This window comes from Cupriavidus sp. 10L45 (genome assembly GCF_056395225.1).
The window spans coordinates 147,909-160,321 of record NZ_JBFTJC010000010.1 but is presented as its reverse complement, the minus strand read 5'-3'; the positions used below and the strand labels follow the sequence as shown (position 1 = coordinate 160,321).

The following is a 12,413-nucleotide window of genomic DNA, read 5'->3' as shown; positions in this document are numbered from 1 at the left end:
GCGGGTGTCTGCAACGTCTGGAAAAGGACGTGCAAATCACCCCGAACAAACCCGCAATTCGAACCTAGAATGCTCTGGCGGGACAAACACGGGTGATAGAATGCCCGATTCCCTGATTGACCTTTGTGACGGAGAAGTAACGTGCTGATTTCCAACGCTTTTGCCCAGACTGCCAGCGCCGGTGGCGCGGCGGGTGGCCTGATGAGCTTCCTGCCCATCATCCTGATGTTTGCGGTGCTGTGGTTCATCATGATCCGCCCGCAAATGAAGCGCCAGAAGGAAGCCAAGGCGATGATGGAAGCGCTGGCCAAGAATGACGAAGTCGTCACCGCCGGCGGCATCCTGGGCCGCGTGGTCAAGGTCAACGAGCAATACGTGGTAGTGGAAATCTCCGAAGGCACCGAAGTCACCGTGCAGAAGAATGCCGTGACCACGGTGCTGCCGAAGGGCTCGCTGAAGTCGCTCTGACCGGGCCCGCCGGGCGCCACGCATGCGGCGCCTGAACCCGCCTGATTTTCCCGGCATGTTCGTCAGCACGGCTGTTCATCTTGCCGTGCGCATGCCCCAGCAGCCGCCTGAACCAGCCCGCGGGTCCATACCAGACCCGGCCAGGGCTGCCAGGCGGCTGTTTGCCAACCGGTCCGGCCGGATCGGCGCGCCCCCCGCGCGCCCGTCGGCCACGCCAACCGCAATGACTGGCCAGAGATGAATCGTTATCCGCTTTGGAAGTACATCGTGATCCTGGTGGCCCTGGCCATCGGCATCATCTACACCCTGCCGAACTTCTTCGGCGAGGCCCCGGCCGTGCAGGTCTCGTCCGCCAAGGCCACCGTCAAGGTCGACCTGTCCATGCAGAAGCGCGTGGAGGAGGTGCTGGCGCAGAGTCAGCTCCAGCCTGACGGCGTGTTCTTCGACGTGTCCGGCCAGTCCGGCTCGGTCAAGGCGCGTTTCCGCACCACGGACGAGCAGCTCAAGGCCAAGGATGCGCTGACCCGGGCGCTGAACCCGGATCCGGCCGACCCGACCTACGTGGTGGCGCTGAACCTGCTGTCCGGTTCGCCGCGCTGGCTGACCGCAATGCACGCGCTGCCAATGTACCTGGGCCTGGATTTGCGCGGTGGCGTGCACTTCCTGCTCCAGGTGGACATGAAGGGCGCGGTGGACAAGAAGCTGGACAGCCTGTCCGGCGATGCCCGCACCCTGCTCCGTGACAAGAACATCCGCCATGGCGGCATCGACCGCGATGGCGCCCGCCTGATCGTGCGCTTCGGCAGCGCCGCCGATGGCGACCGCGCGCGCGCCGTGCTGGCCGACAGCCTGCGGGAACTGTCGTTCACGATGGACGGCAACAACGTGGTCGGCACGTTCACCGACGCAGCCCGCAAGGCCGTGCAGGACGCCGCCGTCAAGCAGAACATCACCACGCTGCACAACCGCGTGAACGAACTCGGCGTGGCCGAGCCGGTGATCCAGCAACAGGGCGCGGACCGCATCGTGGTGCAGCTGCCCGGCGTGCAGGACACCGCCAAGGCCAAGGACATCATCGGCCGCACGGCCACGCTGGAGGCCCGCCTGGCCGACAACGACGCGCCGCGCAACCCGCGTCCGGGCGACCCGGTGCCGTTCGGCAGCGAGCTGTTCACCCAGGGCAACGGCGCGCCGGTGGTCCTCAAGAAGCAGGTGATCTTCACCGGCGACCGCATCGAATCCGCCTCGGCCGGCTTCGACCAGAACCAGCGCCCGTCCGTCAACATCAAGCTCGACGCCCAGGGCGGTCGCGTGCTGCGTGACGTGTCGCGCGAGAACATCGGCAAGCCGATGGGCATCGTGCTGTTCGAGAAGGGCAAAGGTGAAGTCCTGACCGTGGCGACGATCCAGTCGGAACTGGGTTCGAGCTTCCAGATCACGGGCTCGTACTCGACCGAGGCGGCCAATGACCTGGCGCTGCTGCTGCGCGCCGGCTCGCTGGCGGCTCCGATGGACATCATCGAGGAACGCACGATCGGCCCGTCGCTGGGCGCGGACAACATCCAGAAGGGCTTCGACTCCGTGGCCTATGGCTTCGGCGCCATCGCCGTGTTCATGGTGCTGTACTACATGCTGTTCGGCATGTTCTCGGTGGCCGCGCTGGGCGTTAACCTGCTGCTGCTGATTGCCGTGCTGTCGATGCTGCAGGCTACGCTGACGCTGCCGGGCATCGCCGCTATCGCGCTGGTGCTGGGCATGGCCATCGACGCCAACGTGCTGATCAACGAGCGTATCCGCGAGGAGCTGCGCTCGGGGGCCTCGCCGCAGATGGCCATCGCGGTCGGTTTCGACCGCGCGTGGGCCACCATCCTGGACTCCAACGTGACCACCCTGATCGCCGGCCTCGCGCTGCTGGCCTTCGGTTCGGGCCCGGTGCGCGGCTTCGCGGTGGTGCACTGCCTGGGCATCCTGACCTCGATGTTCTCGGCGGTGTTCTTCAACCGCGGCCTGGTCAACCTCTGGTACGGCCGCAAGAAGAAGCTCCAGAGCGTGGCCATCGGCCAGATCTGGAAGCCGGACACCGAAACGCCGGTCGCCAAGTAAGCACGGACACATCAGGACAACATCATGGAATTTTTCCGCATCAAGCGCGACATTCCGTTCATGAAGCACGCGTTGGTCTTCAACGTGATTTCCTTCCTGACGTTTGCCGCGGCTGTCTTCTTCCTCTGGCAGAAGGGCCTGCACCTGTCGATCGAGTTCACCGGCGGTACGGTGATGGAGGTGACCTACTCGCAGGCGGCCGACCTTGAGAAGATTCGGGGACAGGTCGGCAAGCTCGGCTACACCGACGTGCAGGTGCAGAACTTTGGCACCTCGCGCGACATCATGATCCGTCTGCCGCTGCAGAAGGGTCCGGACGGCAAGCCGGTGACCTCGGCCCAGCAGAGCGAGCAGGTCATGGGCGCGCTGCAGGCCGCCACGCCGGACGTGAAGCTCCAGCGCGTGGAGTTCGTCGGCCCGCAGGTGGGCAAGGAACTGGCCACGGATGGCCTGCTGGCGCTGCTGTGCGTGGTGGCCGGCATCGTGATCTACCTGTCGTTCCGCTTCGAGTGGAAGTTCGCGGTGGCGGGCATCATCGCCAACCTGCACGACATCGTGATCATCCTGGGCTTCTTCGCGTTCTTCCAGTGGGAATTCTCGCTGTCGGTGCTCGCGGCGGTGCTGGCGGTGCTGGGTTACTCGGTCAACGAGTCGGTCGTGATCTTCGACCGGATTCGCGAGAACTTCCGCAAGTACCGCAAGATGACCACGCACGAGGTCATCGACAACGCGATCACCAGCACGATGTCGCGGACCATCATCACGCACGGTTCGACCGAAATGATGGTGCTGTCGATGTTCTTCTTCGGCGGCCCGACGCTCCATTACTTCGCGCTGGCCCTGACGGTGGGTATCCTGTTCGGTATCTATTCGTCGGTGTTCGTGGCTGCGGCGCTGGCGATGTGGCTGGGCGTGAAGCGCGAGGACCTGATCAAGGGCGAGAAGAAGCCCGGCGATACCAACGACCGCAACGACCCGAACTTCGGCGCGCAGGCCTGACGGCTGCTGGCACGCTGGAAACGAAAAAGGCGCCCGAGGGCGCCTTTTTCGTTGCTATGCCGCAGGCTTAGTCCGACAGCTGCTCGATCCACACCGCGAGGCGGTCCGAAGCGAACGTCTCGGTCCGCACGCCGGCGCGTGCCGAGATGGCATCGGCCTCGCGCTGCAACTTCAGCGCGCCACCGGCTTCCTCGATCCATAGCAGAACGGCCAGCCAGTCGGCGTGCCCGGCCGAAACCACCTCGCCCACCGGGTTGCCAACGAACTCGCCGAGCGCCGACGGGGCCAGCCAGGTCACAGTATCGCCGTCGCGCCGCACGGCGCCGTCGCCCAGCGTTTCGGCGAGGACCGCCACCGCGTCGGCGGCACCCTTCCCGGCCAGACGACCTCGCAATTCGATGAGCCGCTTGCCCACTGCGTGGCCGAACGTGCCGCTGCGCTGACTCTCCGCGCCGACCAGATCGGCGTAGTCCAGGCGTTGCCAGTCAGGTTCCGCGTTGCGCGCGCCAGCCAGCGAGGTGCCGGCGAGATAGGTTTCCACCGGCTGGAAGCGGCCCGGGCCGATCAGGCTCGCGCACAACGCCTGCACCATGCCGACGCGCGTGGCCACGGTCTGCTTTTGCAGCACCGACAGCTTCTCGCGCAGCAATTGGTCACGCTCCTTGCGCAGCCCGGCCAGCTCCAGCGCCTGCTTCAGCTCCATGCGCAGCGCGGTGATATCCCACGGCTTCTTGATATAGCGATGGATCTGGCCCTGGTTCACCGCTTCCACGGTCTGGTCCAGTTCCGAATAGGCCGTGGTCAGGATGCGCACAATGTGCGGGTAGCGCTCGCGCGCGTAGCGCAGCAGTTCATTGCCATACTCGCCCGGCATGCGCTGGTCCGAAACCAGCACGGCGAGGCTATCGGCATGGGCGTCGAGCAGGGCCTTGCCCTCCTCCACCGAGCCGCCGGTTACCACCGGAGCCAGCTGGCCAATGGCGCGCTGGAAGTATTTGACGGCCGTGGCCTCGTCATCGACGAACAGAATCGCCGGGGGTGCCTGCGTAGTATTCAGTTCGCTCATCGATCACTCCTGTGCATACGATTCTTGAAATTTGGGAAATCGAGGGTAACGGTGGTGCCGGCCCCGGTTGCCGAGGCAATGCGGATGCCGCCGCCGAACGACTGCATCACGCGGTTGCAGAAAATCATGCCGAGGCCGCTGCCGCCGGCCGCCGCGTGCGTCGTGACCGGGTCCACAAGCAGCCGGTCCATCACTTCCGGGGGAATGCCGGGACCATTGTCAGCAATACGGATCTCGGGGCGCTCGCCAGCCACCACCACGAAGCGCAGCGCCGGCGTGGGCACGTCGCCCAGCGCCCGCAGCGCGTTGCTCATGACGGACGACAGCACCAGCGCCACGCAATTCGGCAGCGTCGGCACCGGAAAATCGCCATGCAGCTCAACTTGCACCCAGTCACGTTGGTTATCGGCAAAAGGATAGGTATCCAGTAGCGATGCCACCAGCGCGCCCGCGCTGACCTCCTGCCCAACACCCGGCTTGGGCGCCACCGTGCCCGCGCTGCTGCGCACGGACTGCAGGAACGACGACAGCACTGCCAGGCAATACTGGGCGTTGTCATGCATCGCACCGGCCGCATGGCCGATCTCGGCGTTGCGCTGCGGGCTGTACTCGCCCGCCACGCGCGAGCCGATGCCGCGCGCGAAGTTGGCGATGGCCGCCAGCGGGGTGTTCAGCTCATGGGCCAGGAACGCCAGCGTCTCGTCGATGGCCATCAGGCGCTGCTGACGGACCGCGCGTTCCCGGTGGCGCTCGCCGGCCAGCCGCAGCACGTCGCGGATCTCGGCCACGGCCAGCGGCTTTTCCAGGATGCGGAAGACCTCGCCGCTGTTCACGGTCTTCAGCAGCATGTCCTTGTCGGCATAGGCCGTCACGAGCAGGCGGACGATATGCGGGTATTCCTGCGCCACCTGGCGCAGCAAATCACCGCCATCACGCCCCGGCATGCGGAAATCGGTTACTAGAATGGAAATCTGCGCGTGATGTGCGTGCAGCACCGCCATGGCGGCATCGGCGCTGGTGGCCGACAGCACCTCATATTCGTTGCCGACGGCCCGCGCGAAGTATTTGCACGCCATCTCTTCGTCATCGACGTAGAGCACGGTCGGGCGCGGCTGGCTGGTATCGCTCATTGCCCCCTCACTCCGCGCGCGGCAGGTCGAAGCTGAACGCGGCCCACTGGCCCAGTTCGCTCTCGGCAAACAGCACGCCGCCGTGGCGCTCGACAACCGCGTAGCTGATCGACAGCCCGAGGCCAAGCCCCTGGCCCACCTCGCGGGTGGTGAAGAACGGCTCGAACACGCGCGCGAGATGCTCCGGCGCGATGCCCGGCCCGTTGTCGCGTACGGCCACGTGCATCCGCCCATCGGTCCACTTCACCGTGGTGTGGATGGCAGGCTGCTGCGTACCGGCCTTTCGCATGGCCAGCGCGGCATTCGAGAAAAGGTTGATCAGCACGCCGATAATGGCCGCTTCGTCGCCCATCACCAGCGTATCGTCGGGCAATTCGCGCGTGACCTTTACGCCGCGCAACTCGTGCGCGGTCAGCCGGACCGATGAGTCGAGAGCCTTCTCGAACAGGAACGGGGTGCCCTCCACCTCGGCCCCCGGCTTGCGGTAGGCGAATGTCTTCAGGTCGGAGACGATATGCTGGATGCGCTGCATGCCCTGCTTGGCATCGACCAGGCATTCCTCGAGGCCCGGCTCGTTCTTGGTGACCGGTTCCTCCATGGCCACCTCGATCGCCATCAGGCAGAAGTTCACCGGATTGTTGACTTCGTGCAGCAACCCCGCCGCCAGCGTACCGATGGCCGCCATCTTCTCCTGCTGGAGCATCTGGCCCTTGATATCGACCAGCTTGCGGTTGATGACCTCGAGTTCGGTGTTCTTGTCAGCCACTTCGGCCTTCAGGCGGAACAGCATGAAGCGCGCCCGTTCATTAAAGAACGTGTACACGCCACTGGCTGCCGCGGCAAAGAGCAGGAACAGCGAATTGACGATGAAAGTGCCCATCGGCTCGACGCCGCCCGAGTGCAGCAAACACGCCGCGGCGTAGAGCAGGTACGAGAGCACGCCGAAGACGAGGTTCTGCCAGAGCCCGAACGGCAGCGCGATACCCGAGGCGAAGATCGCCAGGTTCAGGCCCACGTAGTACGGCGACTCCACGCCTTCGGTCTGCGAGATCATCCACGCGATCATGACCTGCGGCAGCAGCAGCCACGACATCGTCAGCCACGGCGCGAAGCGGCGGCCGGCGTTGCTGTACAGCGCGACGATCACCCCGGCGATCAGCAGCGACACCACGATCCGCGCCACGGCGAATGGCAGCTGCTTGTCCGGATACTGGCCGTAGTCGAGCCCTACGCCCAGCAGCACCAGTACGATGGCCGTGTAGGCGCCGCCCCGGCTGAACGCCAGGCGGAAGTCGGCCAGTTCGGACTGGTAGCCGGCGTACAGCTCGTTGCCACGCGCGGCCGGGGCGGACGGCGCCGCCTCGGCGTCACTGGATAGCGGCTTCGGCGAAGACATTGACGCCGGTTTCATCGACATAGAGTCGGTGGGCATTCGAGTTCTCCGGCAGCAGCGAGGCCATACTGGCCTCGTCGCGGTAGATCAGGTACCACTCCAGCAGGTGCTCCATCCCGAACTTCTCGGGGTTGTCGGAGTGGACATTCGTAACCAGCAGGTTGCCGCCCGGGCGCGTGCGCGAGGCGAAATAGGTCAGCAGCCGCGCGCAGACCTTGTCCGACAGGTAGTCGAACAGCCCGGCGCAGTACACGGCGTCGAACGTACGCGTGGTGGGGTCGTCGGGCGAGATGCGGCGCTTGAGCAGGTCATGCACCGACTGGTGGACCATGTCGACGGACACCTTGTGCCCGGCCGAAGCCGCCGAGCGCTCGATGGAACTGCGCGTGTAAGCGAGCGTTTCCTCGCTGAAATCCACGAGCTGGAACGACAGCAGTTCCGGATTCGGATACTCGCGCACGAAGCGCTGGATCTCGAACGCCGGCCCGCAGCCCACGTTCAGCACGCGGAACGGCCGGCCTTCGGCGCGCGCGCGCTCGGCCTGGCGGGTCAGGTAATCGACCAGCAGGTCGATCCGGTTGCGGTGCGCGGTGGCCACCGCCGCCTTCAGAAACGCTGTGTTGACGATCTGGAAGTACGTGGTCGGCCCCTGTTGCGGGTCGCTCAGGATCTGGTTGACCATCTCGTAGTCGCCGGCATAGCCGAGCGGCTTCGTAAATGTCCGATAGACGAACGGGGCTCGCAGCAGCAGCGGGTGCAGGGCCGCCTGGGCGTAGGTACGGTGCACCGGGGCGATCTCGGGGTCCACCTGCTGGGCCTCGCCCTCGAGCCAGTCCAGGTAGACCTTGACCTTGCCCATCAGCGGCACGGCCAGCTCGTAGAACACGTCCTCGCGCAGGCGCCCCTCGGTCTTCGGCAGCGACTCGGTCAGGTCCACCTGCTCGACCCAGCGCGACACCTCCGAGAGATACGCGCGCATCTCGTTGACCACGATCTGGTAGTCGCGGCGGATATTGAAACGGGTGTCCCAGTCCTGCACGAAGAGTTCGGCCTCGCGCGCGACCGATTTCGGTGCGTCGTTGACGTCGGTCAGCTCGCGCCATTCGTCGATCAGCGTCAGGGAGACCACGGCGGTCAGGCCGGTATTCACCAGGCTCATGACCACGGCCTTGCCGAGGTAGGCGTTCTTCGCCCCCATCCGCACGCTCAGCTCACTGAGCACCTCGCTGACCTGAACGATCGAGTAAGGATTGTAGATTTCCATCACCAGCGACTTGCGCTGGAGATTGATGATCGTGCCCCGCACCTGCTCGCCCTGCGAGTTGCGGAAGCTAACTACCGGATCGATTTGCGTTTTGGAGTACACGGTATCGCGCCAGGGAAATCCAGGGAACGCTGCGGGCCGGGGCACCCGAAGGGGCCGGCCGGGTACAGCTCAGGCAAGAAGCTTGCGGCGGGGATACCGGAATCAGGGAATGCAGCCAATACTCATAACAATGCGCGTGACCGGTTATGGGGCAGACGCACGCCAGGAATGGCAGGCGCGGCGCCCCCGAAGGTGGGACTGCGGCGAGCCATTGTACTGTGGCTGTCGGAAACCATACAACATTGCTTCCGCGCCATGAAGAGGGGTATCGGCAGGAACGAAAAAAAGGGCCGGCGTGTTGCCGGCCCTTCGCGTCTTGTAACAAACGCCTGACTTAGTCCGCCTTGACGGCTTCCACCTGGATCGCCAGCTTGACGTCCTGTTTGAAACCGTACTTCGCGCCGTAGTCGATGCCGAAGTCCGCGCGGTTGAACTGGCCCACCGCATCGGCGCCGCATGCCTCGCGCTTGAGCATCGGGTGTTCGATGCACTTGAACTGGCGGATTTCCAGCTTCACCGGCTTGGACACGCCGCGCAGCGTCAGCACGCCATCCACTTCGGTCGGCACGTCGCCCTTGAACTTCGAGAACTTGCCCTTGTACGTGGCTTCCGGGAAGGCCTGCACGTCGAACATTTCCGGGCCCTTGGCATGCTCGTTCAGCTTGGCGTTGCCGAAGTCGATCGACGACGGGTCGATCTTGATCTCGACCGTGCCGGCCTTGGCCGCGCGGTCCAGCGTGACCACGCCGGTCGACTTGTCGAACTTGCCGCGCCAGTTGGACAGGCCACCCAGGTGGTCGGCCTCGAAGCTCGGGTAGGTGTGGGTCGGGTCCACGTTGTAGGTCACGGCATTGGCCATGGCGGCGCCGGCGGCCAGCGTGGCGGAGGCAGCGGCAACAGCCGCGAACAGGGTGCGCATCTTCATGTCTAGGTCTCCCGTCAAAAGGTTGGAGAGGAAAGTCGAAATACAGCGAGGAAATCGATGGGCGGGCACGCGGCCTGCCTCAGCCCTTCTTCGCCGGGGTTACGATGTGGAACTTGATCTGCACGTCGTCGGCCACCACGGAAGTGTCCTTCCATTCGCCGTCGCCGATATTGAACACGGTGCGCTTGATCGGCAGCACACCGTCAAACACCTGCCCTGCCGCGTCCTGCTTGTACGTGGCAGGCACCACCACGTCCAGGGTCTTGCCCTTGATGGTCAGCTTGCCAGTCACATCGTACTTGCCCGCCGCGCCGGCCTTGATGGCGGTGGACTGGAACACGGCCTTGGGATACTTGGCAGCGTCGAACCAGTCCTTGCCCTTGACCTCCTTGGTGGTCTCGGCATCGCCGATCTCGAAGCTCGACACGTCGATTTCCACCTTGGCGGACGACGTGGCCAGCTTGGCCGGGTCGAAATCGACCGTTGCGTCGAATTTCTTGAACTTGCCTTCCATCGGCACGCCGATCTGCCGCGCCGTGGCGGTGACGGTGCTCTTGGCTGTGTCGATCTGCGCCCAGGCCAGGTTGGCGGCCAGGCCGGCCGTGGCCAGCGCGGCGGCCACGACGATGGCGCCAGGACGGGTCATGCGTTTCATCGGTGCACTCCTCTCAGGAAAATACGATGTCATTCAGCGCAGGAACGGAATCATCCGGGCGAGCGTGCCGTCGCGGTCGATCACCTGGTGCTTGATGGCGGCGGCCGCGTGCAGCAGCACGATACCTGCCATCAGGTAGTTGAGCCAGGCGTGGGCGGCCTGCAGGATCGGCTTGAGCGTGGTATTGGCCTCGATCAGTACCGGCATCTTCCAGAGACCCAGGTAGACCACCGGCACGCCGGCCGATAGGCTATAGAAGTAGCCGGTCAGCGGCACCACGATAATCAGCACATACAGCAGATGGTGCGCGGCGGCGGCGGCGCGGGCCTGCCAGGCCGGCGTGCCGGCCGCCACGGGCGGTGCGGCGTGGGTAGCGCGCCACAGCACGCGCAGCACGGCCACGGCGAAGATCGTCACGCCGAGCCATTTATGCCACGAGAAGAGCTTGAGCTTGGTCGGCGTCAGGCCCGGAATGCCGGTCATGTACAGGCCCAGCCCGAACGCCGCGAAAATGCCGAACGCGATCAGCCAGTGCAGGCCGATAGCGGTCGCCGTGTAGCCATTGGCACCATTGCCGCCGCGACTGCGCGCGACGCTGTGCACCCCGTATGAAGTCATGTCTGTGAATCCCTTCGATTTTTCTTATAGCGATCGTCCGGACCGGCCATCGGCCAGCGGGGGCTTGTGTCGCCCTACCCTGCTGGCAGGAATTCTCGCATTATTGGCATTCGTCCGTGCGCTATGAGATGCGGAACTTCATGAAGTCGTTCAAATGATTTGATGTGACGCATTGCCGCAGGGGCGAAAAAAAGGGCCAGCGCAACGCCAGCCCTTCTTTCCCGTCGATTCAGACCCCTTCCGGGTCCGCCTGCGTCGTCAGATCTTGTTCGCCAGTTCCACGGCCTTGCCGATGTAGCTGGCCGGCGTCATGTCCAGCAGCAGTTGCTTGGCATCGTCCGGAATCGCCAGGCCCGACACGAAGGTCTGCAGCGCCTCGCGCGAGATGCCCTTGCCGCGCGTCAGCTCCTTGAGCTGTTCGTACGGGTTCGGCACGCCAAAGCGGCGCATCACGGTCTGCACCGGCTCGGCCAGCACTTCCCAGCAGTTGTCGAGGTCTTCGTTCAGGCGTTCCGGATTGGTTTCCAGCTTGCCCAGGCCGCGCAGGCAGGCCTCGTAGGCCAGCAGGCTGTAGCCGAACGCCACGCCCATGTTGCGCAGCACGGTGGAGTCCGTCAGGTCACGCTGCCAGCGCGAAACCGGCAGCTTTTCCGAAAGGTGGCGCAGCACGGCGTTGGCCAGGCCGAGGTTGCCTTCCGAGTTCTCGAAGTCGATCGGATTGACCTTGTGCGGCATCGTCGACGAGCCGATCTCGCCGGCCTTGGTCCGCTGCTTGAAGTAGCCCAGCGAGATATAGCCCCACACGTCCCGGTTCAGGTCCAGCAGGATCGTGTTGGCGCGCGCGATGGCGTCGAACAGCTCGGCCATGTAGTCGTGCGGCTCGATCTGGATGGTGTACGGGTTAAAGCTCAGGCCCAGGCGCGACTCGATCACCTGCTTCGAGAACGCTTCCCAGTCGAACGTCGGGTAGGCCGACAGGTGGGCGTTGTAGTTACCCACCGCGCCATTCATCTTGCCGAGCAGTTCCACGCGCTGGATGCGCTCGATGGCGCGCGCCAGGCGGGCGGCCACGTTGGCCATTTCCTTGCCCAGCGTGGTCGGGCTGGCCGGCTGGCCGTGCGTGCGCGACAGCATCGGCTGGGTAGCGTTGGCCTTGGCCAGTTCCACCAGGCGGGCCTGCACGCGCTGGAGCGTGGGCACCAGCACGCCGTCACGGGCGCCCTTGAGCATCATGCCGTGCGAGGTGTTGTTGATGTCTTCCGAGGTGCAGGCGAAGTGGATGAACTCGCTCGCGGCCTCCAGCTCGGCGTTGCCCTTGACCTGTTCCTTGAGCCAGTACTCCACGGCCTTGACGTCGTGGTTGGTCACGGCCTCGATGTCCTTGATGCGGGCGGCGTCGGCTTCGGTGAAGTTCTCCACCAGTGCCTGCAGCTTCGCCTCGGAATCGGCCGAGAACTTCGGCACGTCCGGCAGGCCGGCCTGGGCCAGGGCGATCAGCCAGTTGACCTCGACCTTCACGCGATTACGCATGAAGGCCGCCTCGGAGAGCCACTCGCGCAGCGCGTCGGCCTTGGCGGCATAACGGCCATCGATGGGAGACAGTGCGGTGAGCGGCGAAAGGGATGGGGTGGACATGCTGGCAACCGGGAGAAAGAGGGAAGACGGGTTTCCGCGGGGGCGCGGTAACCAT

11 protein-coding genes are annotated in these 12,413 nt (G+C 64.9%); 3 read left to right on the top strand and 8 right to left on the bottom strand.

The annotated features are described in order from the left end of the window. Window positions 1–141: 141 nt before the first annotated feature. The 3 genes from yajC (at window position 142) to secF (ending at window position 3,570) form a co-directional block, all read left to right on the top strand. Entirely contained in the window at window positions 142–468 is a 327-nt protein-coding gene (gene yajC, locus AC1DFU_RS19055) for a preprotein translocase subunit YajC (protein ID WP_092298857.1), read from the top strand. Between the two features lie 237 nt (window positions 469–705). Beyond that, on the top strand, window positions 706–2,571 hold the full coding sequence (gene secD, locus AC1DFU_RS19050) for a protein translocase subunit SecD (RefSeq protein WP_092298854.1): 1,866 nt from the start codon (window positions 706–708) through the stop codon (window positions 2,569–2,571). Window positions 2,572–2,595: 24 nt separating this feature from the next. Beyond that, complete coding sequence (gene secF / locus AC1DFU_RS19045; RefSeq protein WP_092298851.1) at window positions 2,596–3,570, top strand: protein translocase subunit SecF; 975 nt, start codon at window positions 2,596–2,598, stop codon at window positions 3,568–3,570. Window positions 3,571–3,637: 67 nt separating this feature from the next. On the opposite strand, the gene AC1DFU_RS19040 is transcribed toward secF, so the two are convergent. The 8 genes from AC1DFU_RS19040 to purB form a co-directional block, all read right to left on the bottom strand. Beyond that, complete coding sequence (locus AC1DFU_RS19040; RefSeq protein ID WP_092298848.1) at window positions 3,638–4,636, bottom strand: response regulator; 999 nt, start codon at window positions 4,634–4,636, stop codon at window positions 3,638–3,640. Then, window positions 4,633–5,766, bottom strand: a complete 1,134-nt coding sequence (locus AC1DFU_RS19035) for a hybrid sensor histidine kinase/response regulator (RefSeq protein WP_092298845.1) — start codon at window positions 5,764–5,766, stop codon at window positions 4,633–4,635. The genes AC1DFU_RS19040 and AC1DFU_RS19035 overlap by 4 nt, the downstream gene beginning before the upstream one ends. Window positions 5,767–5,773: 7 nt before the next feature. Next, window positions 5,774–7,162, bottom strand: coding sequence for a sensor histidine kinase (locus tag AC1DFU_RS19030; protein WP_255370932.1), 1,389 nt, complete (start codon window positions 7,160–7,162; stop codon window positions 5,774–5,776). After that, window positions 7,134–8,525, bottom strand: coding sequence for a class I SAM-dependent methyltransferase (locus tag AC1DFU_RS19025; protein ID WP_092298842.1), 1,392 nt, complete (start codon window positions 8,523–8,525; stop codon window positions 7,134–7,136). The genes AC1DFU_RS19030 and AC1DFU_RS19025 overlap by 29 nt, the downstream gene beginning before the upstream one ends. A gap of 334 nt (window positions 8,526–8,859) precedes the next feature. Further along, window positions 8,860–9,450, bottom strand: a complete 591-nt coding sequence (locus AC1DFU_RS19020; RefSeq protein WP_092298839.1) for a YceI family protein — start codon at window positions 9,448–9,450, stop codon at window positions 8,860–8,862. A 79-nt stretch (window positions 9,451–9,529) separates the two neighbouring features. After that, window positions 9,530–10,105, bottom strand: a complete 576-nt coding sequence (locus AC1DFU_RS19015) for a YceI family protein (protein ID WP_092298836.1) — start codon at window positions 10,103–10,105, stop codon at window positions 9,530–9,532. A gap of 33 nt (window positions 10,106–10,138) precedes the next feature. After that, window positions 10,139–10,723 carry a cytochrome b gene (locus AC1DFU_RS19010; protein WP_441592270.1) on the bottom strand — a complete coding sequence of 195 codons (585 nt, stop codon included), beginning with the start codon at window positions 10,721–10,723 and terminating at the stop codon, window positions 10,139–10,141. 258 nt (window positions 10,724–10,981) lie between these two features. Then, window positions 10,982–12,358 carry an adenylosuccinate lyase gene (purB, locus tag AC1DFU_RS19005; protein WP_092298830.1) on the bottom strand — a complete coding sequence of 459 codons (1,377 nt, stop codon included), beginning with the start codon at window positions 12,356–12,358 and terminating at the stop codon, window positions 10,982–10,984. Between the last annotated feature and the right edge of the window lie 55 nt (window positions 12,359–12,413).

Coding starts and splice junctions, on each gene's coding strand:
- AC1DFU_RS19015 (WP_092298836.1), bottom strand. CDS start 10,105: ATGAAACGCATGACCCGTCCTGGCGCCATCGTCGTGGCCGCCGCGCTG.
- secD (WP_092298854.1), top strand. CDS start 706: ATGAATCGTTATCCGCTTTGGAAGTACATCGTGATCCTGGTGGCCCTG.
- secF (WP_092298851.1), top strand. CDS start 2,596: ATGGAATTTTTCCGCATCAAGCGCGACATTCCGTTCATGAAGCACGCG.
- AC1DFU_RS19035 (WP_092298845.1), bottom strand. CDS start 5,766: ATGAGCGATACCAGCCAGCCGCGCCCGACCGTGCTCTACGTCGATGAC.
- AC1DFU_RS19030 (WP_255370932.1), bottom strand. CDS start 7,162: ATGTCTTCGCCGAAGCCGCTATCCAGTGACGCCGAGGCGGCGCCGTCC.
- AC1DFU_RS19010 (WP_441592270.1), bottom strand. CDS start 10,723: ATGACTTCATACGGGGTGCACAGCGTCGCGCGCAGTCGCGGCGGCAAT.
- AC1DFU_RS19040 (WP_092298848.1), bottom strand. CDS start 4,636: ATGAGCGAACTGAATACTACGCAGGCACCCCCGGCGATTCTGTTCGTC.
- AC1DFU_RS19020 (WP_092298839.1), bottom strand. CDS start 9,450: ATGAAGATGCGCACCCTGTTCGCGGCTGTTGCCGCTGCCTCCGCCACG.
- purB (WP_092298830.1), bottom strand. CDS start 12,358: ATGTCCACCCCATCCCTTTCGCCGCTCACCGCACTGTCTCCCATCGAT.